28 protein-coding genes are annotated in these 25834 nt (G+C 46.7%); 19 read left to right on the top strand and 9 right to left on the bottom strand.

Translation table 11 applies throughout. From position 1 onward, the window contains the following. Positions 1-48: 48 nt before the first annotated feature. Complete coding sequence (locus tag AC3WTP_RS01045) at positions 49-1380, top strand: MFS transporter (RefSeq protein WP_492392725.1); 1332 nt, start codon at positions 49-51, stop codon at positions 1378-1380. A 445-nt stretch (positions 1381-1825) separates the two neighbouring features. Continuing rightward, the gene (locus tag AC3WTP_RS01040) at positions 1826-2737 is read left to right on the top strand and encodes a lipoyl protein ligase domain-containing protein (protein ID WP_492392724.1); all 912 of its coding nucleotides are present in this window, start codon (positions 1826-1828) and stop codon (positions 2735-2737) included. 59 nt (positions 2738-2796) lie between these two features. Here AC3WTP_RS01040 and AC3WTP_RS01035 read toward each other — a convergent pair whose 3' ends face one another. Further along, positions 2797-3228 (bottom strand): EamA family transporter, encoded by a 432-nt coding sequence (locus AC3WTP_RS01035; protein WP_492392723.1) that lies wholly within the window; start codon positions 3226-3228, stop codon positions 2797-2799. Positions 3229-3343: 115 nt separating this feature from the next. Between AC3WTP_RS01035 and AC3WTP_RS01030 the strand changes: the two genes are divergently transcribed. Then, entirely contained in the window at positions 3344-3790 is a 447-nt protein-coding gene (locus AC3WTP_RS01030) for a flagellar protein (RefSeq protein ID WP_492392722.1), read from the top strand. Between the two features lie 85 nt (positions 3791-3875). On the opposite strand, the gene AC3WTP_RS01025 is transcribed toward AC3WTP_RS01030, so the two are convergent. Continuing rightward, positions 3876-4094: a cold-shock protein gene (locus AC3WTP_RS01025; RefSeq protein WP_492392721.1), complete on the bottom strand. Its 219-nt coding sequence runs from the start codon at positions 4092-4094 to the stop codon at positions 3876-3878. Positions 4095-4551: 457 nt separating this feature from the next. Here AC3WTP_RS01025 and AC3WTP_RS01020 point away from each other — a divergent pair, with 457 nt between their 5' ends. Further along, positions 4552-5532 (top strand): Gfo/Idh/MocA family protein, encoded by a 981-nt coding sequence (locus AC3WTP_RS01020; protein WP_492392720.1) that lies wholly within the window; start codon positions 4552-4554, stop codon positions 5530-5532. A 123-nt stretch (positions 5533-5655) separates the two neighbouring features. On the opposite strand, the gene AC3WTP_RS01015 is transcribed toward AC3WTP_RS01020, so the two are convergent. Then, positions 5656-6450, bottom strand: a complete 795-nt coding sequence (locus AC3WTP_RS01015) for an AAC(3) family N-acetyltransferase (RefSeq protein WP_492392719.1) — start codon at positions 6448-6450, stop codon at positions 5656-5658. Between the two features lie 95 nt (positions 6451-6545). Beyond that, positions 6546-6857 (bottom strand): antibiotic biosynthesis monooxygenase, encoded by a 312-nt coding sequence (locus tag AC3WTP_RS01010; protein ID WP_492392718.1) that lies wholly within the window; start codon positions 6855-6857, stop codon positions 6546-6548. 260 nt (positions 6858-7117) lie between these two features. Here AC3WTP_RS01010 and AC3WTP_RS01005 point away from each other — a divergent pair, with 260 nt between their 5' ends. From AC3WTP_RS01005 to qoxD, 8 genes are all read left to right on the top strand, one after another. Continuing rightward, a complete protein-coding gene (locus tag AC3WTP_RS01005; protein WP_492392717.1) occupies positions 7118-7666 on the top strand; it encodes a hypothetical protein in 549 nt (182 codons plus the stop codon). Between the two features lie 184 nt (positions 7667-7850). Then, positions 7851-8231 carry a spore coat protein gene (locus AC3WTP_RS01000; RefSeq protein ID WP_492392716.1) on the top strand — a complete coding sequence of 127 codons (381 nt, stop codon included), beginning with the start codon at positions 7851-7853 and terminating at the stop codon, positions 8229-8231. Positions 8232-8290: 59 nt separating this feature from the next. Continuing rightward, complete coding sequence (locus AC3WTP_RS00995) at positions 8291-8746, top strand: spore coat protein (protein ID WP_492392715.1); 456 nt, start codon at positions 8291-8293, stop codon at positions 8744-8746. 41 nt (positions 8747-8787) lie between these two features. Continuing rightward, complete coding sequence (locus AC3WTP_RS00990; protein ID WP_492392714.1) at positions 8788-9024, top strand: hypothetical protein; 237 nt, start codon at positions 8788-8790, stop codon at positions 9022-9024. A 551-nt stretch (positions 9025-9575) separates the two neighbouring features. Further along, positions 9576-10523 (top strand): cytochrome aa3 quinol oxidase subunit II, encoded by a 948-nt coding sequence (gene qoxA, locus AC3WTP_RS00985; RefSeq protein WP_492392713.1) that lies wholly within the window; start codon positions 9576-9578, stop codon positions 10521-10523. A gap of 39 nt (positions 10524-10562) precedes the next feature. Then, positions 10563-12506 carry a cytochrome aa3 quinol oxidase subunit I gene (gene qoxB, locus AC3WTP_RS00980; protein WP_492392712.1) on the top strand — a complete coding sequence of 648 codons (1944 nt, stop codon included), beginning with the start codon at positions 10563-10565 and terminating at the stop codon, positions 12504-12506. Further along, positions 12503-13099, top strand: a complete 597-nt coding sequence (gene qoxC, locus AC3WTP_RS00975) for a cytochrome aa3 quinol oxidase subunit III (RefSeq protein WP_492392711.1) — start codon at positions 12503-12505, stop codon at positions 13097-13099. Before qoxB ends, qoxC begins: the two co-directional genes overlap by 4 nt. A 1-nt stretch (position 13100) precedes the next feature. Continuing rightward, positions 13101-13394 (top strand): cytochrome aa3 quinol oxidase subunit IV, encoded by a 294-nt coding sequence (gene qoxD / locus AC3WTP_RS00970; protein ID WP_492392710.1) that lies wholly within the window; start codon positions 13101-13103, stop codon positions 13392-13394. A gap of 77 nt (positions 13395-13471) precedes the next feature. On the opposite strand, the gene AC3WTP_RS00965 is transcribed toward qoxD, so the two are convergent. After that, complete coding sequence (locus AC3WTP_RS00965) at positions 13472-14122, bottom strand: TVP38/TMEM64 family protein (RefSeq protein ID WP_492392709.1); 651 nt, start codon at positions 14120-14122, stop codon at positions 13472-13474. Between the two features lie 247 nt (positions 14123-14369). Between AC3WTP_RS00965 and AC3WTP_RS00960 the strand changes: the two genes are divergently transcribed. Beyond that, positions 14370-15509, top strand: coding sequence for an ATP-binding protein (locus AC3WTP_RS00960; protein WP_492392708.1), 1140 nt, complete (start codon positions 14370-14372; stop codon positions 15507-15509). A gap of 99 nt (positions 15510-15608) precedes the next feature. Here the strand turns inward: AC3WTP_RS00960 and AC3WTP_RS00955 are convergent, their stop codons facing one another. Together AC3WTP_RS00955 and AC3WTP_RS00950 are read right to left on the bottom strand one after the other, a co-directional pair. Next, positions 15609-16889, bottom strand: a complete 1281-nt coding sequence (locus AC3WTP_RS00955; protein ID WP_492392707.1) for a Gfo/Idh/MocA family oxidoreductase — start codon at positions 16887-16889, stop codon at positions 15609-15611. 249 nt (positions 16890-17138) lie between these two features. Next, positions 17139-17654 (bottom strand): GNAT family N-acetyltransferase, encoded by a 516-nt coding sequence (locus AC3WTP_RS00950; RefSeq protein ID WP_492392706.1) that lies wholly within the window; start codon positions 17652-17654, stop codon positions 17139-17141. Between the two features lie 160 nt (positions 17655-17814). Between AC3WTP_RS00950 and pepT the strand changes: the two genes are divergently transcribed. From pepT to AC3WTP_RS00920, 6 genes are all read left to right on the top strand, one after another. Further along, a complete protein-coding gene (gene pepT, locus AC3WTP_RS00945; protein ID WP_492392705.1) occupies positions 17815-19047 on the top strand; it encodes a peptidase T in 1233 nt (410 codons plus the stop codon). A 161-nt stretch (positions 19048-19208) separates the two neighbouring features. Continuing rightward, positions 19209-20060 carry an ROK family protein gene (locus AC3WTP_RS00940; RefSeq protein ID WP_492392704.1) on the top strand — a complete coding sequence of 284 codons (852 nt, stop codon included), beginning with the start codon at positions 19209-19211 and terminating at the stop codon, positions 20058-20060. Positions 20061-20558: 498 nt separating this feature from the next. Further along, positions 20559-21263, top strand: coding sequence for a hypothetical protein (locus tag AC3WTP_RS00935; RefSeq protein WP_492392703.1), 705 nt, complete (start codon positions 20559-20561; stop codon positions 21261-21263). Between the two features lie 10 nt (positions 21264-21273). Further along, on the top strand, positions 21274-21825 hold the full coding sequence (locus AC3WTP_RS00930; RefSeq protein WP_492392702.1) for an RNA polymerase sigma factor: 552 nt from the start codon (positions 21274-21276) through the stop codon (positions 21823-21825). Continuing rightward, on the top strand, positions 21822-22076 hold the full coding sequence (locus AC3WTP_RS00925; RefSeq protein WP_492392701.1) for a hypothetical protein: 255 nt from the start codon (positions 21822-21824) through the stop codon (positions 22074-22076). The genes AC3WTP_RS00930 and AC3WTP_RS00925 overlap by 4 nt, the downstream gene beginning before the upstream one ends. 324 nt (positions 22077-22400) lie before the next feature. Then, on the top strand, positions 22401-23846 hold the full coding sequence (locus AC3WTP_RS00920; RefSeq protein ID WP_492392700.1) for a DEAD/DEAH box helicase: 1446 nt from the start codon (positions 22401-22403) through the stop codon (positions 23844-23846). Positions 23847-24223: 377 nt separating this feature from the next. Here the strand turns inward: AC3WTP_RS00920 and AC3WTP_RS00915 are convergent, their stop codons facing one another. After that, positions 24224-24790, bottom strand: a complete 567-nt coding sequence (locus tag AC3WTP_RS00915) for a GNAT family N-acetyltransferase (protein ID WP_492392699.1) — start codon at positions 24788-24790, stop codon at positions 24224-24226. Further along, the gene (locus AC3WTP_RS00910; RefSeq protein ID WP_492392698.1) at positions 24787-25734 is read right to left on the bottom strand and encodes a phosphotransferase; all 948 of its coding nucleotides are present in this window, start codon (positions 25732-25734) and stop codon (positions 24787-24789) included. The genes AC3WTP_RS00915 and AC3WTP_RS00910 overlap by 4 nt, the downstream gene beginning before the upstream one ends. Positions 25735-25834: the final 100 nt, after the last annotated feature.

The following is a 25834-nucleotide window of genomic DNA, read 5'->3' as shown; positions in this document are numbered from 1 at the left end:
GGCTACTATAATGGCAATATCTTTTTTTTGCATTAAGGATGTGTTTATTTGAATATTCGTGTATTTATACTGGCTATTGCGGCCTTCGTGGTCGGAATGGTTGAATTGATCGTCGGCGGGATTCTGAATCTGATCGCTGAGGATCTCAACATCTCGGTCAGCTCAGCTGGGCTGTTCATCACGATCTTCTCGATCTCCTTCGCTGTATCGGGTCCGATCATCATGAATCTGACTTCTAAAATGGATCGGAAGCGGCTGTATCTATATGCCATGACTCTATTCCTGATATCCAACTTGATTGTCGCATTTACCTCCAGCTATGTGCTGATCCTGTCAGCCCGCGCCTTATCCGCTATGAGCGGATCTGTTATCGTCGTGTTGTCCATTACGATGGCTGCGCAGCTTGTGCCTGATTCCCATAAAGGAAGGGCTATCGGTATCATCTATATGGGCATCAGCGGATCGCTCGTACTGGGTGTGCCCATCGGTTTGGTCATTGGCAATGCGTATGGCTGGCGGGCGCCATTTCTCGTCATCGCTTTCCTTAGCCTGCTGGCTATGATCGGCATCGCGGCGATGATAAAGCCTACCGCGCCTAACCCGGTCGTACCGCTGCGGAAGCAGCTATCGACGTTAAGAGACAAGAAGATTATAAGCGCACATCTTATCGGCTTATTGATGTTAACCGGTCATTTGACATTGTACGCTTATCTGACGCCATATGTAGAGTCCACCTTCAGCATCAGTCCTAGTATGATGAGCGTGGTATACTTCCTGTTTGGAATCGCGGCCGTACTTGGCGGCGGTATTGGCGGCTTGGTGTCTGACCGCTGGGGAACGACACGATCGATTCTAACGATCGTTACCTGCTTCTCCATGTCGATGTTCTCCCTGATGCTTGCTTCACAGGTGTCGTTCTACGTATTTCTCGCCTTCATGATGGTCTGGGGCGGGCTCAGTTGGTCACTCTCGCCTGCGATGCAGACGTATCTGATGAAGATTGCGCCGGATACTTCGGACATTCAGCTGAGCTTGAATTCATCTATGATGCACCTGGGCATTGCAGGTGGATCGCTTATCGGCAGCGTCGTCATCAAGCAGAGCTCGGTAGCGAACAATCCGTGGGTCGGCGGCTTAATCGCCTTGACCGCGCTGGGCTGCGCCGCCTATTCACTTAGCCGCAGATCTGCGGGTTCTGTGGTCGAGCCAGGCGCAGAGGCGTTCTTGGCCGGTTCGGTGACCGGGCCAAATGTAGGGGCGTCTGCTGCGGTTTCTGCAGCTGAGCCAGCTGCAAAGGCGTTTGTCGCGGGTTCTGCAGCTGGGATGAGTACGGGAGCGTCAGGTGTAGAGTCTGCGGTTCCACTGAGTGTCCGGAAATAGCGGCACATCCACAATCCCTTTAGCCTGAGCCGGGATTGTGGATGCAGCTTTCAACGAGACATAGGATAGTGCCCTTATTCAGTGCCTCCCCCGTGTATTCTGGGGAAGAGTTACTGAATAAGGGCTTTTTTTGTTGTGAGATACTCTCTCGGTGCCATTCGAACCCGCTAACTGGTTTTTTACCCGTTACAGCCGGAAAAGTGGGCACGATGGGTGCGGTAACGGGGTATTTACCTGTTACGGACTTACTGCGGCTTAGGTGCAGAGTGATGCGCGGGAGATAACGGGGTTTTTACCCGTTACAGCCGAAAAGGTAGGCACGGCGGACGCGGTAACGGGGTAAATTCCTGTTACGGTACCGAGAGATGGATGGTCATATGTTGTGGGTTAAGATTTAACGTGCTACCATGTTGGCAACTGAAATGATTTGCGGAGGAGCGTAACCATGGAACATTATGAGCGTATGTTGGTGCTGGATCGCACAAATGATCTCACGGAAAAGGATGTGCTGTATCCATTTGCCCTGGATGAAATGCTGTGCCGCCGGACTGGTCAAGGCGGACCCGCGATCTGCCATCTCTGGCGGCATCCGCGCGCCTTCGTCATGGGGCAGCGCGACAGCCGCCTGCCCCACGCCGCCAAAGCCGAGCAATGGCTGCAGTCGCTCGGCTACGAAACGGCGGTGCGCAGCTCTGGCGGCGCCGCCGTCCCGCTTGACTTAGGCGTGGTCAACCTGTCGCTTATCCTGCCCAAGACGAGCCAGGGGGATCTTCATTTTCATCGCGACTTCGAGCGGATGTACGAGCTTATTCGGGCGGCCTTAGAAGCAACAGGCCGCGAGGTGGATAAGGGTGAGATCGCAGGCGCGTATTGCCCTGGCGATTACGATCTAAGCATCAACGGCCTGAAGTTCTGCGGAATCGCCCAGCGACGGCAGTCGCATGCGTTCATCGTGCAGGCCTTTGTGATCTGCAGCGGCTCGGGCCGGGACAGCGCACGGTTCGTGCGCGACTTCTATGCCCGAGCTGCGAGTGAGCGCGGCCAAGGCACGTCGGCGGCGGACACGCGTGATGCGACCGGCGCAGGCGATGCGGAGCCGTCTGAGGTGCGGCCAAGCGCGGCGGGAAATCACCCGCTGGTGACGGAAGGCAGCACCGCCAGCCTGGACGAGCTAACCGGGCTCGGCCCCGACGCCGCGCGCCTGTTCGCCGACGCGGTCAAGCGTGTCATACACGCGCGGCAGACCGCAGAGGGCATGGCCGCTGCCGCCGCCAGCCTCTGGCTGCCCGAACCCGCGCAAGTGCGCGAAACCGCAGCCAAGTTGCGCAGCCGCTACGGCATAGCGCCAAGCGAATAGACATGAAAGAAACGACCTCGCTCCCAGTTCAACTAGAGTAAGGTCGTTTCTTCATTGACTTATGAGGCAATCGCTGTGATCAGCACGCCTAGCGCAATCAGACCCACGCCGATATATCCCCAGAAGGATAGCTTCTCGCCCAAAAACAATATAGCAAAGCCGACAGCCAGCACGACGCTGAACTTATCAATCGGAGCAACCTTGGCCACATCGCCCTTCTGAATCGCTATAAAATAAAACAGCCACGATAACGCACCCGCTACGCCGCTTAGAACGATGAACAGCATCGCTTTCTTATTGGCGAGCACATCACCGATCTGTGCCAGCTTGCCTTGAAAGGCCAGCACACCGAACAAGAACAGCATCATAATAACGGATCGAATCGTCGTCGCTGTATTCGGATCGACCCCCTGCAGACCCAGCTTGCCGAATATGGACACCATCGCTGCCATAACAGCAGATAACAAGGCAAACAACAGCCAACTTGGCATAATATCGCCACCTCTTCTAATCAAAAGCTAAAAATAGGGATAAACTTGTCCGTTATATGTTGTATACTGAAACTATATGTAAAGTTACTAGATCATTCCACGAGGTGCAGAAGCTGTGAACTTAAATGTGGGTCATTGTGAGAGATGCAAGAAGGTATTTCAAATTACATATTCTAATTACTGCCCGGATTGTGTTGTATTTATCCGCACAGAACTGGAACGTTGCTCCGCCCATCTGCGGGCTAACCCCGATTGCTCGCTCGAAGAACTCAGTGAAGCGACTGAAGTTCCGGTTAAGAAGCTTATTTACTATATTAACGAAGGTAAGCTGTACGTGTATGATTATCCCAATCTCACATATCCATGCTATTTTTGTGAAAAAGAAATTAAACGCGGCTATTTATGCACAGAGTGTGCATACAAATTCAAGATGGAAGTAACGGATCTATATATCAAAGAAGGGTACGAGGTGGATCATGTCACGCATCAGATCAAGCAAGTACCTCGCGCATTCCCTCATAAAGACGATACTTTCACTGTACAAGGCCGAAAACGAAATTAAGGGCGACGACCCATGGGTCGCGCCCTTAATTCTTATTGGCAGCGATCGAATCATCGCTTGTCCGCAACATAACCCCTTGCGACGTTTAATCGCCTTTCTGGTGAGTCTTCAGATCACTATAATTGACGAGTACCGGCAGCATCTTTTCTCCCTTAATCATCGGCGAGTTGCATAACGGGCAAGTGGGTTCTTCCTGGAAGGAGAAATTATCTCTCATCCAGCCCTTGCATCCATCTGTTTCACATGACCATATCGCAGTACTCACTTCTGGGATATCCTCTACCGCATTTTTTCGATTATACATGACAGTCCCTCCTACAATCCCTTAACAAGCATACTGTGCTCATCATGCGACAAGCCGTATGCCGTTTATGTGCGCTTGCAGATACCAAACCATGCTTACGGTTCATAAGCGATATTATGACCCGCAACATTACATTTTATTTACAGTGCCGCCTAATTATGACTAACACTTTAAAACCAACGGAACCTATCCTTCCATTGTCCCTCAACTTCTTATTATACCCTATATTTTCCGAAAAAGGTTGGCCTCTTCAGAAACTGCACAAGAAAGATCGCTGGAAAAAACCACTAATCACTACTATAGCAGGCTCCACCATTAATGATATGAACGTTTTCATATCTCTTCAGCTATTTCATTTATGTGATGAACCATGTATGAATATGCCTCCCTAACCTCATACTCTGGTATAATCAATAGCAACATCCTACATAAAAGTACATCAAAGGCGGGATCCTCTATGATACGTTTTGGAATGATTGGTACGAATAAGATTGCTGATGAATTCGTTCATGCGGCGGCAGTTGTCGACAATGTTCATATTGCGGCGGTATATTCACGCTTAACCGACACCGCTGCTTCATTTGCCAGCAAACATGCGATTGCACGGACGTATACCGACTTGGACGCATTTGCATCCGACCCCGAGCTGGACGCCATCTATATCGCTACTCCCAACATTGTGCACGCGCCGCAAGCGATGCTGTTTCTGCGCCACGGCAAGCATGTATTGTGCGAGAAGCCAATCACGACGAATGTACGTGAGCTTCAGCAGTTAATTGCAGCGGCCAAGCAGCATGGAGTGCTGCTGATGGAAGCGATGAAGCCCGCTTGCCTGCCAGCGATGGCAGAACTCCGCTCTCTTATGGAGAGCATAGGTCCGGTTCGCCGGGCTGTATTCTCTTACTGCCAGTACTCTTCTCGTTATGATGCTTTCAAACGAGGAGAAGTGCTGAACGCCTTTAAGCCGGAGCTCGGCAACGGCTCATTGATGGATATCGGCGTATATTGCATCAATCCGCTAGTGACCTTATTTGGCGCTCCCGAGAATATTCACGCGAAGGGCTATAAACTATCCACTGGTGTAGACGGCAACGGTCTGCTCACACTAGGATATCCGGAGATGGATGCACTCATCTCCCATTCAAAGATCACGGATTCCTATCTGCCGAGTGAGATTCAAGGAGAACAAGGCACCATTCTGATCGATCGAATCTCTACCCCACAGCAGCTTGTGCTTCATCTAAGAGGCAAGGAGCCGCAGGTGCTGGATTATACTTGTGAGCTTCCTATTATGGCTTACGAAATTCGACACTTCGCAGACTCGATCGAACAAGGGCTGACTGAAGCACCGCTTGTCCCGCATGCGGTGTCATTAGAGACGACGCGCATAATGGAAGAAGCCCGACGCCAGATCGGGCTGGTCTATCCGCGCGATTGATTCTGCTGAGCCGAATATATAGCAATAGACCCGATCCCTTATATGGGACCGGGTCTTGTTCTATAGCAGACTGCGCCGTCTTAACAAAGTATGTACTAGCTCTATATGACAGCAGTTCTGATGTTAGTATTCATTCGGCACACGAAAGCGGCTGATCAGCTCTTCCTTCAGAGGCTGCGGATTCGAGAACAGGTCCGGATCAAGCTCCAGCAAACGCGATATGAGCTCCGCCATCCATCCCGTTTCACATATCCATACATCCGAATCACCGAATCTGCCCCGTTGAATCGCTCCTCTGCTCTCCAGCAGCTCTTCCAGCTTACCAAAGTAATGGTGCGAGGAAAGAGAATGACGGCGTGAAGGAACTTCAATCTCTGTTCCATCAGGCAGCACAGTAATCAACCTCTCGTGGTCTTCCGTCAAGCGACCGGGTATGTCTTCCCATTCCTCAATGCCATGAATAATGGTATTTCGCGTCAAGTCTACACCTGCAAGCAGAATCTGCGCTTCTCGGTCCAGCAGCTTGCCCCAAGCAGAGCCGCGAGCAACCGGTGTATCAAACCGTTCGTCCCCCGTTATAAACGATGCAGCATCTTCACCTAACGCCGCTACCGAATGAGTAGGATGCCACGAACGCACAACACCTGGACGCTTGCGAAACAGTTCTGGCAGAATACCGACGCAGACAGGAGTGTCTTCAACGTAATAACGCGGGTTATCTGCATTGATAGTAGACCAAGTATGCGTTGGCAGAACCAACAGCCCATCCTTCATGTACTCTGATAAAGCATCCAACACGGTGTCAGCTCCGCCTTCCACGTCTCCGATCTGTTTCATCGAAGAGTGGACGAGCAAGGTCCCTTGGGGACGGATGTCCATCCTCTTCAATTGAGCTATAAGACTCTGCTTCGTATGCATGCAGCTCACCCTCCATATCTGGTATGGTACGCTTTCATACTAACATCATTACGTTCCATTTGGAACTTGTTTAGACGGGCACAGCCATGTTGAGATTAATCAGCTTGATGCGATACGACAAGTTCATATTGATTCAACGCAGCACCAAGCATGTATTCCTTCAGATCTCCCGACCCGCGATGCGATTCGCGGAAAGCATCAGATGAGGTCCATGCTCGGAAGGATGTCTCGTCCTTCCACAGTGTACATACCTTCAACTCTTCTTCGCCTTCCTTGCCCGCTCCAAGCCATACTTCCAGCCGAACAAAGCCCGGCATCTGCTGTACACCTTTCGCCTGAGCAAAGCGTGCAGCCACTTGTTGGCCATGTCCTTCCTTAATACGAATGGTATTCGTCACAACTAACATCGTCTCGCCCCCATTTCTTAGCTACTGATCTGAGCATCTGTCCACTTTCATACGATGTAAGCGCTGAAGGGACATGCATGTTCTTCTCTATTATACGTTACGACGTGATATTTATCCAAAATATTCAATAAACTGCAATGAAACAACCTACGTCCAAACCATTTGTCAGGGCTGCACATAGAATAAATCACATAGAAACACACACTTCTGGTATACAGGAATACATCGTCTACAAAAAAAATATAGGAGGCACGGTTACCTTGAGTGAAGAAACAGAAAAAGAAAAAGGACCCGACAATAAGTTTATATTACCTAACAGTGTAGTCGATCTATTGATATTAGACACCTTCAAGCGTAATGGAGCAGACACTGCTCCTCCCGAGGAGCCATTACCGGATCATGAGAGACAGATGATTCGTAATCTAGTCACCGATCTATCGAAGCAGGTAAACACCTTCATGAAAACGCAAAAGAAAAATGAGGAAAGTGTCAAAAAAGTGACGCTGGATCCCGCTAATATTGAGTATGTAAACCAGCTGAAGCTGAAGGCTGCTATTCAAGAAGAGGAAGCAAGGAGAGAGAAAGAGGCCGCCGCTCAACCTAAAGAAAAAGAAATAGAAAAAGAAAGAGAAAGAAAAAAGCCAAGAGTATGGACCTATGATGATGAAGAGGAAGCAATCTACCGAGACTTCATGCAGCCGAAGACAAAACAACCAGAGCCGAGAGCAACACGTCCAGAACCGAAGACAAGACGCCCAGAGCCGAAGAAAGAAGAACAGCCTAAACCCCGCCGCAAGAGAGAGTGGTAGTTCTGCACCAATCTTCAAAGACGCCGTTAGGCGTCTTTATTTATTCATATAACCATTAATCTATGTCTAGAAGCCTCATCGCTATATTAGCCCTATTATTCAAAATATAGGGTTTTAGGAACCAATTCGTCTATACCATCCCGTCTGTCAGCACATAGAAATAGAGTAAAGGAGGTGAGATCCTATGAAAGATGCAGATGTAGAACAACATGCGGAACAATCTATTGATAACTGGCAAGGTTCTCATGAATTGATTCATATTAAGGATTCGTGCGGAGTAAAAGTCCAATCTACAGATACGAAGCTGGCTGCTTCTCTACAAGTGGCTCTCCAAGCAGCTATCGCTATCGTAGTCAGCATTTCGATCGCCGATGGCGAACGCGCCAAGGCTGTAACGCAACAACTGCTGCAGAAGATTCAAGTCAAACAGCAAAATCACCAGAAAACAGTCATCTTACGTTCAGCAAACGTTTCGGTTTCTACGGCAGACACTGATGTGTCACTGAACATTCAAGCTCTGTTGCAAATTCTTTTGGCCCTTGTCATTCGTATAGATATCCTCTAATCCTACTAGTTAAAAGATTCGCAACCCCCAAATTAAATATGTAAGCGAGGTGTACAACGTTGAGAAGAGAAGAACAATGCGAAGAAGAAGATTTCTATTGGTCGGCTACAGACAATTGTCATTGCAAGCATCCGATGGATCATGCGGATGTGAATCAAGAAGCGAAGCAAAAAAGTGAAACAACTCAAATTTCTCGAGAATTGATCTTGATCAAGGACTCCTGCAACGTCGAGGTTAGTACAACGGATACTAAAATAGCTGTGTCTATTCAAGCCGCATTGCAAGCTGCTTTGGTTGCTGTAATCAGTATTTCAATCGGAAGCCACTCACGGGCTGAAGCTATCGTGCAAGATCTGATGCAGAAGATTCATGTAGAGCAAGAAAATCGCCAGAAGATCCTCATTGAGAACTCCAAAGAGGTTTATATTACGACAACTGATACGTTCATTGCCGTCAACATTCAGGTACTCTTTCAAATCTTGCTTGCTCTTGTCGTTCGTGTGGATGTGTTCTAATTCCAGATTGAACCCTACTTCCCTAGAGAGGAGGGATCGAATTGGATAATTTGAAGTCAATGGACGACGTATTAGCTCGTTTGAAGGTTCTTAATGAGAAGAAGCTGGAAGAACTGATGAATTCATACGGACGTGTCCGTGCTAAGCGGAAAAGAGAACGTCTCGTCTCTCCAATTAATGACATTCCTGAAGTCGTCGAAAAAGCATCTCAGGATACTGCAGTAGACGCTTCGATGGATCAATGGCTTAAGCTCCTCAATGAATTAGGAAGAAAATAAACAATCTACCGCCGCTGCATCCGAATTTGAATATAGTTACATCATCATAGGAAGAAGCCTCAGCGCTCCGATCGAGAGTTGCTGGGGCTTCTATTCGCGTTCCCATTAATTACATAAATACAAGAATAGATACTGATTAGATTCGATCTGCTGTGGTTATTAAACTGTATCCAACCTATTCCATAGGAGGATAATATGTTCTGTTTCCCACAATACCAAGCTTTTTGCGTTTCCCTCGCCGTAAAATATGATGTGAATTTTATCACAACGCAGGTTTTTAAATGTGACAATATAGCGAAATAAGGTGGTGACAGAGTTAATTATGAACAATATGCAAAGTTGAAGAAAACGGGTGATATTGGACGTAAATCGCCGAATTTGCGAGAAAAAATTGTGAACAAGCGCTCTTTTCTTCCTCGGAACTGGATTCAATTGTAAAATGTGGTTTTATTTATGTGATGTTTCTTTTTCGAGTTGTGACTACTATATATCTGACCAGAATTATTATCCAATTATATTATAATAGTTCATCTTAGAGAAAGGGGTACGTTATGAAAAAGAAAGGGTTCTTACTCACCGTTCTTTTATCCCTCTTAGTTCTGTTGACCGGATGTGAACCAATTACGGTTCTTAATCCAATGGGTCCTCAGGCAGAGACACAAGCTAAAGTAATCATCTTCTCCATCATCATGATGGCGACGGTACTGCTTGTTGTGTACGTGCTGTATGTCGTCATTCTGACGAAGTACCGCGCTTCCAAGGCAGCTCCAGATTATGAACCGCCGCATGAAGAGGGAAGCACATGGATGGAAATCACGTGGACACTCATTCCGGTTATTATCGTGGCCGTGTTGTCTGTAGTCACCGTCCAAACTACTAACGCCGTTGAAAAAGTTCCTGTAGGCTATGAGGATCAAAAACCGCTCGTAATCTACGCTTCCTCTTCCAACTGGAAATGGCATTTCAGTTATCCTGAGGAAGGGATTGAAACCGTTAACTATGTAAACATCCCTACTAATCGTCCAATCGAGTTCCGCATGTATTCGTATGGCCCGATTACGAGCTTGTGGATCCCGCAGCTTGGCGGTCAGAAATATGCCATGAGCGATATGGTGACAAAGCTTAACTTTGTCGCTGAACAGGAAGGCTCTATGATGGGCAAGAACGCAAACTTCTCAGGTAAAGGCTTTGCAAGTATGGAGTTCGAGACTTTGGCTATGTCACCTGCAGCTTATGATGAATGGGTGAAGGATGTTAAGAAAACTGCTCCTGAGCTGACGGAAGACGAGTTCAATACGCTGCTTGAAACCGAGTTTGTTGGCCGTGAGACATATTCCTCTACTCACTTGGAATTCAGTCCTCCGCCTGAAGGGGAAAATGCTTCACACAATCACGGCTCTGATGCAAATGCTGATACAGATGCAGATGCAGACGCTGACCATAACACGGAAGATGCCCATACGGATCACTCCGGTATGGATCACTCCGGGCATAAGTAACTTAGCAACTAGGAATTCATCGAAAGGAGTCTACTCTCTATGAAATGGGACGAATTTTTCGTTACCGGCGAACCAATGATCTACGGCGCTATGGTCAGTATCGTCGTCGCGACGCTCGCCATCATCATTGGTTTAACCTATTTTAAGAAATGGGGATACCTATGGCGCGAATGGCTGACAACGGTCGATCACAAGCGCATCGGTATCATGTACATCATATCTGCGCTGCTTATGCTGTTCCGCGGCGGTGTTGACGGATTGCTGATGCGTACACAACTAGCTGTACCAGAGTCGGGATTTCTCGATGCGCAGCATTACAATGAGATCTTTACAACGCATGGTATCGTCATGATTCTATTCATGGCTATGCCGTTTATCATAGGTCTTATGAACCTTGTCATTCCGCTTCAGATCGGCGCGCGCGACGTTGCATTCCCACGGTTGAACGCCTTAAGCTTCTGGCTGTTCTTCTCAGGCGCGATGCTGTTCAATCTCTCGTTCGTTATCGGGGGTTCCCCGGATGCAGGCTGGACCGCATACTTCCCGCTTGCAAGCAATGAGTTCAGCCCTTCAGTAGGCATGAACTATTATTCTATCGCACTTCAGATCGCAGGTATCGGTACACTCATGACAGGCGTTAACTTTATTGTGACGATCCTGAAGATGCGCGCTCCTGGCATGACGCTGATGAAGATGCCAATGTTTACTTGGTCGATTCTGATCACAAGCGCTATTATCGTATTTGCTTTCCCTGCATTGACTGTTGCGCTTGCGCTTATGATGTTCGACCGTCTGTTCGGTACCCAGTTCTTCACGATGGCTAACGGCGGTATGGATATGCTGTGGGCTAACTTGTTCTGGGTATGGGGCCATCCAGAAGTTTATATCGTTATCTTGCCAGCCTTCGGTATCTTCAGTGAGGTCATCTCGACCTTCTCGCGCAAGAACCTGTACGGCTATAAATCAATGGTTATCAGTATGGTAGCCATCTCACTCTTGTCCTTCCTCGTATGGGCGCATCACTTCTATACGATGGGACATGGCGCGGTCGTAAACGGATTCTTCTCCGTTACGACGATGGCCATCGCGGTACCGACCGGGGTCAAGATCTTCAACTGGCTCTTTACGATGCGTAAAGGCAGGATCGAATTTACGACTCCAATGCTGTACGCGCTGGCATTCATCCCGATCTTCACCATCGGTGGTGTAACGGGTGTCATGCTTGCAATGGCAAGTGCCGACTATCAATATCACAATACGATGTTCTTGGTTGCTCACTTCCACTACACTTTGATTCCTGGTACTGTATTCGGAGTTCTTTCAGGTCTGTACTATTGGTTCCCGAAATTCTTCGGATTCAAGCTCAACGAACGTCAAGGCAAGCGCGCCTTCTGGTTCATTGCCATTTCGTTCAACGTTACCTTCTTCCCACTGTTCTTCCTAGGGTTGGATGGTATGACGCGCCGTATGTACACCTACTCCGAAAGCACAGGCTTCGGACCGCTTAACATGCTTGCCTCTATCGGTGCAATGGGACTTGCTATTGGCTTTGTTCTCTTGGTGTACAACATCTACTGGAGCTTCCGCTACCAGCCAAGAGAAACAAGCAGCGATCCATGGAATGCGCGTACACTGGAATGGGCAACTCATAGCCCAGTTCCTGAATACAACTTTGCAATCGTACCTACTGTCAAGAGCGCGGAAGCATTCTGGGACTTCAAGAAGAAGAAATATCCGTTATTTGAAGGCAAGATTGAAGAGATTCATATGCCTAATAACAGCGGACAACCGGTTATTCTGAGCGTTCTCTTCTTCGTGGGAGGATTCTGTATGGTGTTCAGTTGGTGGACGCCTGCCATTATTAGTGGTATCGCCATTTTGATTATGCTCGCTATGCGTTCTTTCGAGCAGGATCATGGACGACATATTTCGGTGAAAGAAGTTAAAGAGACGGAACAACGATTGCGGGGTGAACAAGCATGAAGATCGATAAGACGCTTCCGCTAGAATACAGCACAGAGGAGAACAGAAACCGAATATTCGGTTTCTGGATCTTCCTTGGAGCGGAGATCGTGCTCTTCGCCGTTCTCTTCTCCACATATCTGACACTTTGGAATCGACCAGGCAATGGTCCGTCAGCACAAGAGATCTTTGTGATGAAGCCTGTATTGATTGAGACGTTCCTGCTGCTCACAAGCAGCTTTACGATCGGGTTGGCTGTCAACGCCATGCGACTTGGCATGAAGAAGGCCATGATGTGGTTCTTCGGCATCACGCTTCTTCTGGGTCTAGGCTTCCTAAGTGTAGAGATCTTTGAATTTATGACTTACATTCATGAGGGTGCGACACTGCAGACTAGCGGCTTTACTTCCAGCTTGTTTGTACTGCTCGGCACGCACGGTGCTCACGTAACAATGGGTCTTCTCTGGGGTACTGGTATCATGATTCAGTTAAAGAGCCGCGGCTTGAATAAGGATACAGCGAACAAGTCATTTATATTCTCGCTGTACTGGCACTTCCTGGATGTAGTATGGATCTTCATCTTCAGCTTCGTATACTTGAAAGGACTGATGTGATATGAAACAACTATTCCCGATGCGTCATGTAATGGGATACGTATTCTCCCTCGTCCTTACAGTAGTTGCGATGGTGGTCCTTCTTCCAGACTTCCAGATGTCACACGGAGTGGAGATTGCGATTCTGATGATCACTGCTGCGGTACAGACAGGTGTGCAATTGTTCCTGTTCATGCATATTGATGAGGATAAATCCAGCAAGTCATCGTTGTATACTAATATCGCTTATGCCCTGTTTGTAGGTCTAGTAACGGTATTCGGTACACTGTTTACGATGATCTGGGGCTACTTGTAGAATATATTGCAGCAAACAACAGAGGCTGTCTTGTCCTTGAAGTCATTGACTTCAGGATGAGACAGCCTCTTTCTTATCTATACCGATTCCCGCTGTTCTACACCGTTGCTAATCGCATGCTCTGGAGTCTCGGAGTTCCTTGCAAACCTAGCTTCAATCTTCTTGCTTATGAATAAGGACACCCCTACAAACAGCACCACATACAGCAGTTGAATCGGATTATCTATAAATCGCTGTACGTCGTGACCAATAATAGAAACAGAAAATATCATGATGGCCTTGCCGAACAAAATAGCGATGAAGAATGACCGCAGGGGCATGCGCGCAACCGCGGCAATCATATTGACGAAGACGAATGGTCCTACAGGAAACATACTCAACAAGAATACGTAACTGAACCCGTTGCGACGAACCCAGTGCATCGTTTTCTGTACTTTGGGCTTCTGAGACCAGCGTTCCATGTAGGGATGCCCTGCTATCTTGCGAATGATGAGAAAGGTAACGACACAACCGGAGATGATGCCGACCCAGGAGTACAGAAAGCCTAGCCATAGTCCATACACAGCCGCATTAACGCCTACTATAACCATTGTCGGCAGTGGTGGAATAAAGGATTTCATAAAGGTTAATAGGATGCCCGGAAGCGGACCGAATGAACGGTACTTCTCAATTAGGGCCATTATATAATCCTCGGTGAGATAGGATGTTAACGATGCTGCCATTTCCATATTGTGCGGATCACCTGCTTATATTTTATTTTACATAACGATTCACAGTTAGCACAAAAATAGCTCGCGCTCTTGAGTATAACTAAAAATGATATCTAAAACATGTAAAAAATTTGAACGTTTTGTATTTACATCCTATGGTTCGTTTGTTATTATTAAATTATGATATTACGTAATTACGTAATAATATGCTATTCAGTTCACGTTATACGCATTGGCGAAGTCGAATAATAATGAGGTGATTCCTATGGTGCAGGGCAAAGAACGGGATTATGGCACGGAAATGGACGAATTGAAGGCTCAGATGAAGGAGCTGCAGCAGCTTGTCCAACAATTATGCAAACCTTCTTCAATAAGCAGCAACAAGCTTCTTCCTCATGACTCACATTCAGATCATTCACCAGTGCCTGCAGAGCTGCAAGAAAGTATTATTTATTACTCGGGGCAATATCGTAGCGTGAAGTCGCATTATCGATGGGATTCGCAGGCAAGAACGCTCCATCAATTGCTGGAGCAGGACAGCGAGAAGATGGCGCGCGTATTGGGAGCTCTTGGGCATAAACAGAGAGTGGACATTCTGCGCTCCCTGATGATTCAGCCAATGACAGGTCCTGAGCTTGTAGAACGATTGAATATGGGAACGACTGGCCAGCTCTATCATCACATTAAGGCCTTGATCGGCGCTGATCTGCTCCATCAGGAAGAACGCGGCGGCAAGTATGCTGTTACCGCACATCGCGCGCTGCCGCTGCTCCTGCTGTTTACGGGAGCCGCTGAATTGTTCGATGCAAGCGATTATATGGAAATGACGGATGCGCGCGATCATCCGGAACAGTATCTGGGCGATAAGGGCGACGACGCAGAGCAAGGAAGCTACGATGGTCATATGCTGCTGCGGGCTGTAGTCGAGAATTGCATTCTCGAGCATCAAGCGGGATATTGCACGGAGATCGGCATCTTCCAGCACGAGGATGGCAGCATTACAGTCGCGGATAATGGCCGCGGCATTCCAGCGGCTGCCTTATCGCATATGTATAAGTCCCGGATTCAAGACGTGCTCACAAATATGGGGCATCTGAATCCTAGCGCGGCTTATGTCGCACCCGGCAGTGAGAAAGGCATCACGATGAGTGTCGTTAATGCATTGTCGCGCAAGCTTAGCGTAGAGATTCGCCGCGATGGCAAGGTGATGCGTCAAGAATACAGCCTGGGCCATCCACATACGGAGCTTCGTACAATTGGCGCCACTCAGGAGACGGGTACAAGCATTACGTTCCAACCGGATCATCAGCTCTTCGGCAATATCGGCTTTAATCCAGAACTACTGCGCCAGTACGCTGATGAGATCATGTCTGCTTACCCCAGCCTGACCGTCAACGTCTATTAAGCATGACAGGCTCAGGCTAATTCACGGCACACTGCGCTTGGCACACAAAAAAACTCGCTGACCCGTCAGCGAGTTTTTCTTCAAGCTATGCCTATGGATTTATCTCTGAGGCTGTGCCGCAAACTGGTTGTAGAACGCTTGAATCTCGACAGGCGTACCGCCATTCAAGCGGGATTGCTCTGCTGCGAATGCCATCAGATGGCTGCGTACCGAGATAGAAGCAGAGGACAAGCTCTCGACGCCCTCTTGACCAAAGTTGCGCACTCCATCCAGGAATGACGCCACAATACCAAAGTCGCCGCCGCCATGTCCAGAAGCCGTTTCCTCAAGGTTCACTTCACGGGATTCCTTCGTCACTAAGTTGGTAACCTCGAAGGAGTAATTCTCCATATTGCCGCGAATTTCACCCTTCGTCCCCATAATCTGAACGATGCGAGTATTGTCCTTCGTGAAGCCGCACATGCTGAACATGGCCGTAGCTCCGCTCTTGAACTCCATATTCACGACTTGATGATCCACGACATTATTATCGGTCTGATAGACGCATCGTCCGTAAGGGCCATCCGTCAATGCAGCAATGATCTCCTCGTCTGTTCCCTTATCCACAAACTTGCGTGCCCAGCCTCTGCCCTCTTCACTCATATAATAATTCACCGCATGATACTGACAGCTCTTCTCAGCCGGGCAGCCTTGAATACAATAAGCTGGTGCTCCTGCAGGCTTATTCGCTTCATTATAATGCATCAAAGATCCGAAAGAGCTGATACGCTCGCACGGCTCATCCATTAAATAAGCTAAAATGTCCATGTCATGACAAGACTTCTGCAGAATCATCGGGCTTGATTCCTGACTGTTCCGCCAATTGCCTCGTACAAAGCTATGGGACATGTGCATGTTGCCTACATTTTCATTTAACTGTATAGAAACGATCTGGCCGATCTCTCCATTATCAATCTCCTTCTTAATGGCCTGCCAGAACGGTGTATATCGCAACACATGGCAAATAGTTAACGAGCGTTGATGTTCCTTCGCTGCAAGCTCCATCTCAACACATTCTTGTGGATCAGGCGACATTGGCTTCTCAAGCAGAACATGATAACCGAGCTCAAGCGCCTTTAAAGTTGGTTCTCTGTGCATGCGATCCATCGTACATATGATAGCCACATCCGCCAATCGTTCCTTGCCCAGAATGGATTCCCAGGAATCATACTGCTGCTCTAGTGTTAATCCATGCGTCTCTGCAAATCGCTCACGACGCTCCTGTATAGGCTCAGCCACACCTACAAATCGAATCTCAGAGGGATGCTGCAGTGCATACGGCGCATAGGCTCGTTCCCCTCGGTCTCCTGCTCCAATGACGATAGCTGTTACTGCTCCCATCTCTATCTCTTCCTCCCTAATTGAAAATGTCTGTGGGCTCATGGCACAAGAAGATCATTCTTACTCTGGCACGCATCTTGTACGATTCATCGAACCCAATCTGCAGAATATCTCCATTCAAATATTCGACATTCGGAGATCATTTCCTTCAAGTTTTGAGATAATTATGATTTTTTTAATCATTTTTTTGTTTGTATCGATCGTTATGTTATCAAATATGATGGAATTATGCAAAAATTAACATTTCATTCACTGAAGCTTCGGAATGATATACTCGTATACCGGCTCCTCTTGGCCAGTATCCTCAAACCATTCCATACCCGCTGACGTAAACCCCGCTTTCTCCAGCGTCTTGAACGAGGCTGCATTACTAGGATCTGCTGAAGCATGTATACGTCTTACCCTTCCGTCCGCTTTAGCGAGCTGGACACAGGCTGTCGCCGCTTCTGTAGCATATCCCTTTCCCCAACTGGTTTTGGCATAATGATAAATGAGCTCGACCTCTTCTACACCTTCCGTTACATTGAAGCCACAGGCACCAATTACAGTACCGCTGGCCTTCTCCACTACGGCGTATACGGACAGCCCCATTTTCTCGTGGCATGCAATGTATCCGGCAAGCACCTTCGGTAAGCGTTCAAGCGGTGTAGCGCCTAAACAATACTTCATCACTTCATCATCTCCCCAGAACGATGCCGCCGCTTCATGATCCGTCTCTTCAAACACTCGTAGTTGCAGTCGTTCCGTCTCATATACCATTTTCATCTGACTCCGCCTCCTCCCAATCATTAACAACAATATTGTAAATTACACCAGATAGGATTACAATTCAAACAACTCTTTAAGGACAGTACTGCATAGTTACTGTTTGCAGCTGCAGAACATGATAATATGAAATAAAGGAAGATGAAGGGAGCGATTGAACTTGAAGCAAGAGCTAATCGATCGATTAATCAATTATGCAAAGGTAGATACACAATCGAATGAAGACAGCACCACCTGCCCTACAACACCGGGACAGCTTACGCTTGCCAACATGTTAGTAGAAGAATTGAAGCATATCGGAATGGAAGAAGTGACAATTGACGCGAACGGTTATGTCATGGCCACTCTCCCGTCCAACACGGACAAGCAGGTGCCAACTATTGGATTCCTGGCTCACGTAGATACAGCGACTGACTTCACTGGCGCCAATGTGAACCCTCAAGTGATCGAACAGTACGACGGCAAGGATATCATCTTGAATAAACAGCTGAACGTCGTTCTCTCGACCAAAGACTTTCCAGAATTGAGCCGCTATGAAGGACATACGTTAATTACGACGGACGGCACGACATTGCTTGGCGCTGATGACAAGGCCGGAATCGCCGAGATTATGACCGCCATGTCCTACTTGATTCAGCATCCTGAGATTAAGCACGGCCGTATTCGCGTTGCATTTACACCTGACGAAGAGATTGGCAGAGGACCGCAGAAGTTCGATGTACAAGCGTTTGATGCTGTATATGCGTACACAATAGACGGCGGACCGCTTGGCGAGCTGGAATACGAGAGCTTTAATGCCGCCGCGGCCAAGATTACGATAAAGGGAGTTAATGTCCATCCCGGCACAGCGAAAGACAAGATGATTCATTCCTCCAAGATTGCCATGAAGCTGCATGCACGTCTGCCAGAGGAGGAAGCGCCAGAGCATACGGATGGTTACGATGGCTTCTATCACCTCATATCCTTCGAGGGCAATACTGAATTGACGAAGCTGCATTACATCATACGCGACTTTGATCGCGACAAGTTCGAAGCGAGAAAGGCGAATATGCAGAGCATCGTCGATGAGTTCAAACAGATGTATGGCGACGATCGCATCCAACTCGATATGTATGATCAATACTACAATATGCGAGATAAGATCGAGCCTGTCATCGAGATCGTCAACATCGCCCGCGAAGCGATGGAATCGCTCGACATCAAGCCGATCATGAAGCCGATTCGCGGCGGTACGGACGGCTCCCAGCTATCCTATATGGGACTGCCTACACCTAACATCTTCACCGGCGGCGAGAACTATCACGGCAAGTTCGAATATGTCTCTGTCGACAACATGATGAAGGCGGTTCAAGTGATCGTCGAGGTCGTACAACGTTTTGAACTGCAAGCATAAGCTTACAGCGCTCAGCTTCACCGTTTAACGATTCTGTTCTGAATCCAAGAATCATATGATATAAACCATAGCAGCATGGAGCTTGTTCAGGAGAGTACAGCTATCACTCCGTTCAAGTTCCGTGCTGTTGCTATGTTAGGCGATGAGGAGGGACATCTCGTATGAACCGATATGTAGGCGTTGATATTGGCGGCACGAAGATGTATATGATGGCGGAAACACCGGGTGGACTAATAGAGCATAGAGCTCCGACAGGCGCAGGATGCACGCGAGCACAGATGAAACAAGCGCTTGATGACTTCATCGCTCAACTGCCTTACACGCCGGATGGAATCGGAATGGGCATACCTGGGCTCGTGGATGGCAGCGACAGAGTGGAGATGACCGATCTTCTCACCACACTGAACGGTGTAATAGCGGACTATTTCTCAACGGTTTGCCCCGTTGCGTTCATCAATGATGTGAAGGCGGCTACGATAGCTGGAGCCGCGGATCACGCGGAGAGCCATACAGTAGCCGTCATCATGGCAGGCACCGGCATCGCGGTAGGTGTCGTTGAGAAGGGCGAATTGCTGCTTGGCTCAAGGGGCTGGAGCGGCGAGATGGGCTATATGATGCTGGCGACCGACAGCGCGAATGGGAAGGCGGAGAAGCTTGACAATCTCGCCGGCGGATACGCGATCCTGCAGCAAGCAGGCACCGATGTGGCGACGTTTCTGCAGCAGCTGGAAGACGGCAACGAGCGTGCCGCTTCGATCATTAAGCGTGCGGGATTCTACTTCGGGCTGTCGCTCACGAATGTGCTGCACTTATACAACCCCGACGTGATCATGGTTGGCGGCAGCGCTTCTACCTATAAGGGCTACATGGAGGCAGCCCTTGAAACGCTGCAGGCTCATGCTCTGCCTGAGCTGCTGGCCTGCTGCACCATCACGCAGCCGAAGGACTTGAAGCGCATCGTCGCATTAGGCGCTCGCGAATGGGTGCGCAAGCTGAACACCCGTACGCACTAAGCTCGCTTGAACACTCACACATCCTGAGCGCAGCAGCAATAAAAGCTAACTATTCTTTGAAAATAAAGTTTTAGACTGGGATCGCTAGATCCCAAACTTGCTAACTTCGTACAAGCTAACCAAAATAATCGTCGGCATGGAGCCAACAGGACATTACTGGCGTAGATGCGATCGCTTTTGCTGGCGTTTTAGGGGAGTCAGGCGATCTCAGCGGTTATATCCACGGAAACGCACTACTGCGTCACGCAGGCCTTAATCTGACCGAGGCATAACTTTTTCGGCGAAATGGTCATAAGGAAGACCACTCTTGTCATGTTCTAGCTCATTAGGTTCATACCAATCCTTTTTTCCTTTCTCCGCTTCTATCCTAGAGCGTTTGCCGAAAACGCATCCGCAAGTACCGTTATCTAACCAAAACATTTTTCTATATTTCTCAACACTTTTAAAGGAGAAACGTTATATCAAGTGTAATTAGAAAATAATGGGAGCGTGGAGCGTATGGAAAACTTACAGCAAGCAAATATTCAAGGGAGAGTTATTGAAAATCATGGGCTTCTTGATTGGACTGGTGTGAAATCAGAGGATTTGGCCGATGTTACCTCTATCAGCAACAATGGTCTTATTATTGCTCCAGAATCGATAAGCAGTACTTTGAATCGAATTCCTCAACACAATAACGGATGTATTTGTTTAGTTCCTCATACGACAGGAAAAGTGGTATTCTTGTCCGGAAATGTTTCTTTGAGTGGGGAGTATATTGCCAATAGTAACGGTACTCCTGAGGACATATTGGTTATTGCAGGGCAGGCCGTCGTTACTTCGGTGGTGGAAAAGATCGGCTTCCAAGATATCGTCGTAGCTGGACAGCTGATTTTGCCTAAAGGGAGCGAAGTTGTTATAGGAAGTGCCTTGTCTCGTGTGTTCGGTCAAGTCATTTATTATTCGAATACATCCAACGTGCGAATATTTATTGGAAAGGATACATTCTCCAACAGCTTTTTCGAATACCTCGAAGACAAGATGAGCATCGTGCTAATCGGAAGTTTTGAAGTTGACGATGATGTTCAAATCGAGTCGATTAGAAGCAAAGTTTCTGAATTAATCTTGATCGGCGATTTAACGGCTTCTAAAGCTATAGTACCTTTGCTTCAGTATCTCACTATCTCTAAAAAGGGAAATATTAACATCAAAGAAGATGTGTGAGAGATCGTATATGCCGATGAAGCCAGAGACTTTATTTCAACAATTATATCGTTCACATTCTCGAAAACTGTATTCCTATTTGCTGGGGCGAACTGGGAGTCAGGAAACGGCTGCGGATTTGGCGCAAGACGTATTTGTTAAAATATGGAACAGGATAGAAATGGTTGAGCGCATTCCCGAAGATCAACAATTGTATTGGATATTTACTGTTGCTTCCAATCAGGTAAAGGACTATTATCGGAAGTCGCAGAGTTCTAAGCAAGCTGTAACAAAAATGCAGTTGTACGCCTTCCCAAACTCGAATGGCGACATATCACAATTACTAGTTGGACGTGAGCAGTTTCACGAGCTGGAGTTAGCCATTCGCGAACTTCCCGAGGAGCTTCGTTCCATATTACTAATGAAGGCGGTTGGCGGTATGAAAAGCGGAGAAATCGGTGCAGCACTCGGTTTGCCTGCAGGAACAGTACGCTATAAAATATTACTAGCACGCCGCCAGCTTGCCGAAGCTCTCGGAATGTTAAATATCAAGAAGTCTGCGGAAAGGCAGGAGAAGGTATGAACGATCATAAGTCAGATTTGCTGCTTTCAGCCGATGTTGAGCAACAGCTGAATGAATTACTGGATACTTGGGCTCTTCATGTCCAGCATTCTTCGCAGCTAAAGGAAGAAATCAATCCTCATATGTTTACCATTTCCAACGACCTTAGCAACGAGTGGTGGCATTCTTTATTCAATCAATTCCCGTTTAAAAATGCTGGCTCGTTCTCGTCTTCCGCATTTTCATCGTATTATGTTAAACGTACAGGATAAATCCTATAGTCAAGTAGAAAGGGACCTCCTTGGGGGAGTCCCTTTTTTGGCCTTAAGAATTGAATTAAAGAGATCCTATTGCAAGAAATGTCGTTGTGAATATCTTTTACAACTTTAAACTCGATTCTCTGCTTTACCACTACTTGTGATACGGTTCACCGTAACACAAAAGGGGAATTTTCAGGGTATCCAACGCTATGTCCTTTTCGTTCATGAATGTACCGATAAATCCATTGGGTTCAGAGTATAATGGATGAGTATACAATAGATGTACGGTGGAACTGTATATATAAGTATTCGAATATAGCGCAGAAGAGGTTAAAGATGAGTGAGAAGCATTTTACAGATTATCAATTAAGTGAAGAGATTGCGAGAGCGCTCAATAGTTTGGGTTATGAGACACCCACACAAGTTCAGACAGAGGTCATTCCTGTTGCGCTTGAGAAGAAGGATCTTGTTGTCAAATCGCAAACAGGCAGCGGCAAAACAGCTGCTTTTGGCATCCCGCTCTGCGAGCTAGTGGATTGGAATGAAAATAAGCCGCAAGCATTAATCTTAACGCCAACCCGTGAACTCGCGTTACAGGTCAACGAAGACATAACGAATATTGGACGCTTTAAGCGGATCAAGGCGACGCCTCTTTTTGGGAAACATCCTTTTTATATCCAAAAGGCCGAATTAAAACAAAAAACGCATATCGTAGTAGGTACGCCTGGGCGTGTGCTGGACCATATTGAACGCGGCACGCTATCGCTAGAGCGGATTTCCTATCTCGTTATCGATGAAGCTGATGAGATGCTGAATATGGGCTTTATTGAGCAAGTTCAGTCAATCATTCAAGTACTGCCTCGTGACAGGGTTACCATGTTATTTTCCGCTACGTTTCCTGCGGATGTGGCCAAGCTGTCACGCAATTATATGAACAATCCTGCCCAAATTGAGATCCTAGCGAGCGGTATAACAACGGCCACGATTGAACACGCTCTTATTCAGGTGATGGATTCGGATAAGCTGGCACTGCTTCAAGATATACTCATTGTTGAGAGTCCTGACAGCTGTATTGTTTTCTGCCGTACGCAAGAGCATGTGGATACACTATTCAAAGAAATGGCTGATCTCGGTTACTCATGTGATCGTATTCATGGTGGGATGGAGCAGGAAGATCGATTCGAGGTCATGCATGCGTTCAGAAGGGGACAATTCCGTTACTTGATTGCGACAGATGTAGCCGCTAGGGGTATCGATATCTCGAATATTACCCATGTTATTAATTACGATGTTCCACTTGAGAAAGAAAGCTATGTTCATCGCACGGGACGTACAGGTCGTGCAGGCAAAACGGGTAAAGCAATTACCCTCGTCACGCCGAAGGATTTCAAGCGATTAGCCGAAATTGAGGCGTATATTGGATTCGCGATTCCGAAAGTAAAAGCTCCCTCCGAAGAGGAAGTTGACCGCCATAGAGAAGATTTTGAACAGAAACTAAATATTAAGCCTGAACTGAAAAAAGATAAACGCGAGCAATTAAACAAGCAAATTATGAAGCTTAACTTCAATGGCGGCAAGAAGAAAAAACTTAGAGCCGTAGACTTTGTCGGGACAATCGCTAAGCTTGACGGGGTAACCGCAGACGATATTGGGATTATTACGATCCTCGATTTTGTGACAGATGTTGAGATTCTGAACGGCAAAGGACCGCTTGTGCTTGAAAAGATGAAAGACACGACAATAAAAGGCAAACTGTTAAAGGTGCGCAAAGGAAATAAATAAGAGTTGATATGACAAAAAAAAGGGTGATATTGGCTTCATGCTAAAATCACCCTTTTGTGTTTGAACTCGTTTGTCACAAACAGCGAACTCGTGTTGCTGTCATCAAGCGAGTTAATGCGAAAAGAGCTCATCTAATAGATTATTTGACATTGATAAAAACTCCACTCCTGTCATTTTACTTTCTTAAGCGAATCTCGAAATCAAAACTTCGAATGATCAATTTATTCGTTGTCACATACATGTTGGTTTGGAATAAAGTTTGATCATTTTCTACCTAGTAATTCTAAAACAATCGCGCCCGATTGCGGTATAAATATTATATTTTTGCTAAGACAGAGTTAACAAAATCGGTTTTTTCTTCTGGATATTTATGTTTATTATGGGTCGAGACGTTGATAGCTTACATTTCTTTCCGAGAGATCCTTTTCTACTAAGGATTCTGTTATTTTCCCATTTAGATTTTTAATCGCCAACATCGAATTATCCTGAATGATTCCTGTATCTACGAAACCAAATGAAGCGTATAATGTTTTAGCTATGACATTACTTGTTCGATAAAAGAGGGCTACATATTCTGCTTCCCCATATGGCATAGTTTCAATATCCATCAACATTTTTTCAAAGGCAAGTTTGCCATATCCTTTCCCCTGGTAACTCTTATCAATCATAATATGCCAAATAAAATAGCTCTTCTTCCCGTAAAAAACTTCATTTTCAAATGATTCGTGATCCAACGTATCATAAATATACATCAAAAATCCAACCGCAACTTCATCGGCATAAATGGCAAAGGGAGTCGCTGGTATCCCGTCTGCGTTCAACACATGAGCGTCTGCAATGCTTCTGAGGTTAGTAGTTTCTATAAAGTCTCTCTGGTTTTCTCCAACTTCAAGTGCTATTACTTCATCTATGTTATCCCCGGTTATCTTTCGTAATTCAATCATTTTTTTATCTCCTCTCCTAAATCTACAATATATCGTCTTCCATCTCCTTGAATGATTAGATCTACCTGACGAATAAAATCTTCCGCAAGTTCAAGCTGCTTAGTTGCAAATTCCAAATCTCCGTTGCCTGCAAGGGCGAAATCCAGATTGCCTAATGTGGACATTAGTATACGTGCGATAATAGCAAATCCAAAAGCTTCTAGATCGGATCTATTGTTTATTTGGCTCAATATATATCTAAAGGTTGGGTCCTGAACTCCGTTGAATAACGCACGAATACTAACAAATGAAGCCAGATCCCAGTATGCAGGCATCAGAGATATATCTTCAAAGTCCGCCCAGATCCAACCTTCAGGACTTGACAATAAGTTTCTTGAATGGGCATCTCCATGACTCGGTATTAGCAAACTGGTTTCGAGTCGCATCTGTCGATCAACCCTTACGAACACATTTAACAGTCTTTGTATGCGCTGATCGGGATGCTTCATCAATCTAGTAGCCGATTGACATGTCCGCTCCCAAACTCCAAGTTTAGGAATTTCGTCTAAGAAATCTTTCATAGCTAATGAAAGTGTGCTTACTAGTTCAACAGCTTCGCTTGGTGAAGGAGGCTGTAATTGTGTAGGAAGAGCATACTTCCAAAAGGTGATCCATGTACCACCAATATCATATGGCCCTGCATCAATATGATCAGTTGGTAATAATACGGGTACTCCCTTTGATTGAAGATGACGTGCTACCCTTAACTCACGAGCAAGTATCTTATAAGCGTAATCTGCATCTTCCTTTGATATGACAGTGGCTATTCGGGCAACAATTGGATGCGGAGCCAAGTGAATGATCAGGTTCGCACCATTATTAAGCTCGATAGGTGTGATTTCTTTTAATCCAGCCTTCTCTGCTATTAGCAGTACTTCTGAAATAAGTTTACCTTTTTCCGACACTAAAACAGCTCCTCAACAAAGTATAATCATATCCTAGCACCATAATTTTCTAACTAATAGGTAAAAAACCTCTATAACCATTAATTCAAAATAAAAAAGA

The organism is Paenibacillus sp. EB106-04-04-XG159 (assembly GCF_058791835.1).
The sequence above is the reverse complement of the archived record's forward strand: the minus strand, read 5'-3'. Positions and strand labels throughout refer to the sequence as shown.

What these genes read in the sequence shown, in the direction of transcription:
- qoxD (WP_492392710.1), top strand. Translation starts at nt 13,101, where the DNA reads ATGAAACAACTATTCCCGATGCGTCATGTAATGGGATACGTATTCTCC.
- AC3WTP_RS01035 (WP_492392723.1), bottom strand. Translation starts at nt 3,228, where the DNA reads ATGCCAAGTTGGCTGTTGTTTGCCTTGTTATCTGCTGTTATGGCAGCG.
- AC3WTP_RS00935 (WP_492392703.1), top strand. Translation starts at nt 20,559, where the DNA reads ATGGAAAACTTACAGCAAGCAAATATTCAAGGGAGAGTTATTGAAAAT.
- AC3WTP_RS01000 (WP_492392716.1), top strand. Translation starts at nt 7,851, where the DNA reads ATGAAAGATGCAGATGTAGAACAACATGCGGAACAATCTATTGATAAC.
- AC3WTP_RS00955 (WP_492392707.1), bottom strand. Translation starts at nt 16,889, where the DNA reads ATGGGAGCAGTAACAGCTATCGTCATTGGAGCAGGAGACCGAGGGGAA.
- AC3WTP_RS00925 (WP_492392701.1), top strand. Translation starts at nt 21,822, where the DNA reads ATGAACGATCATAAGTCAGATTTGCTGCTTTCAGCCGATGTTGAGCAA.
- AC3WTP_RS01040 (WP_492392724.1), top strand. Translation starts at nt 1,826, where the DNA reads ATGGAACATTATGAGCGTATGTTGGTGCTGGATCGCACAAATGATCTC.
- AC3WTP_RS00960 (WP_492392708.1), top strand. Translation starts at nt 14,370, where the DNA reads ATGGTGCAGGGCAAAGAACGGGATTATGGCACGGAAATGGACGAATTG.
- AC3WTP_RS00965 (WP_492392709.1), bottom strand. Translation starts at nt 14,122, where the DNA reads ATGGAAATGGCAGCATCGTTAACATCCTATCTCACCGAGGATTATATA.
- AC3WTP_RS01010 (WP_492392718.1), bottom strand. Translation starts at nt 6,857, where the DNA reads ATGTTAGTTGTGACGAATACCATTCGTATTAAGGAAGGACATGGCCAA.
- AC3WTP_RS01025 (WP_492392721.1), bottom strand. Translation starts at nt 4,094, where the DNA reads ATGTATAATCGAAAAAATGCGGTAGAGGATATCCCAGAAGTGAGTACT.
- AC3WTP_RS00920 (WP_492392700.1), top strand. Translation starts at nt 22,401, where the DNA reads ATGAGTGAGAAGCATTTTACAGATTATCAATTAAGTGAAGAGATTGCG.
- AC3WTP_RS00915 (WP_492392699.1), bottom strand. Translation starts at nt 24,790, where the DNA reads ATGATTGAATTACGAAAGATAACCGGGGATAACATAGATGAAGTAATA.
- qoxC (WP_492392711.1), top strand. Translation starts at nt 12,503, where the DNA reads ATGAAGATCGATAAGACGCTTCCGCTAGAATACAGCACAGAGGAGAAC.
- AC3WTP_RS01020 (WP_492392720.1), top strand. Translation starts at nt 4,552, where the DNA reads ATGATACGTTTTGGAATGATTGGTACGAATAAGATTGCTGATGAATTC.
- qoxA (WP_492392713.1), top strand. Translation starts at nt 9,576, where the DNA reads ATGAAAAAGAAAGGGTTCTTACTCACCGTTCTTTTATCCCTCTTAGTT.
- qoxB (WP_492392712.1), top strand. Translation starts at nt 10,563, where the DNA reads ATGAAATGGGACGAATTTTTCGTTACCGGCGAACCAATGATCTACGGC.
- AC3WTP_RS01015 (WP_492392719.1), bottom strand. Translation starts at nt 6,450, where the DNA reads ATGCATACGAAGCAGAGTCTTATAGCTCAATTGAAGAGGATGGACATC.
- AC3WTP_RS00930 (WP_492392702.1), top strand. Translation starts at nt 21,274, where the DNA reads ATGCCGATGAAGCCAGAGACTTTATTTCAACAATTATATCGTTCACAT.
- AC3WTP_RS00950 (WP_492392706.1), bottom strand. Translation starts at nt 17,654, where the DNA reads ATGAAAATGGTATATGAGACGGAACGACTGCAACTACGAGTGTTTGAA.
- AC3WTP_RS00940 (WP_492392704.1), top strand. Translation starts at nt 19,209, where the DNA reads ATGAACCGATATGTAGGCGTTGATATTGGCGGCACGAAGATGTATATG.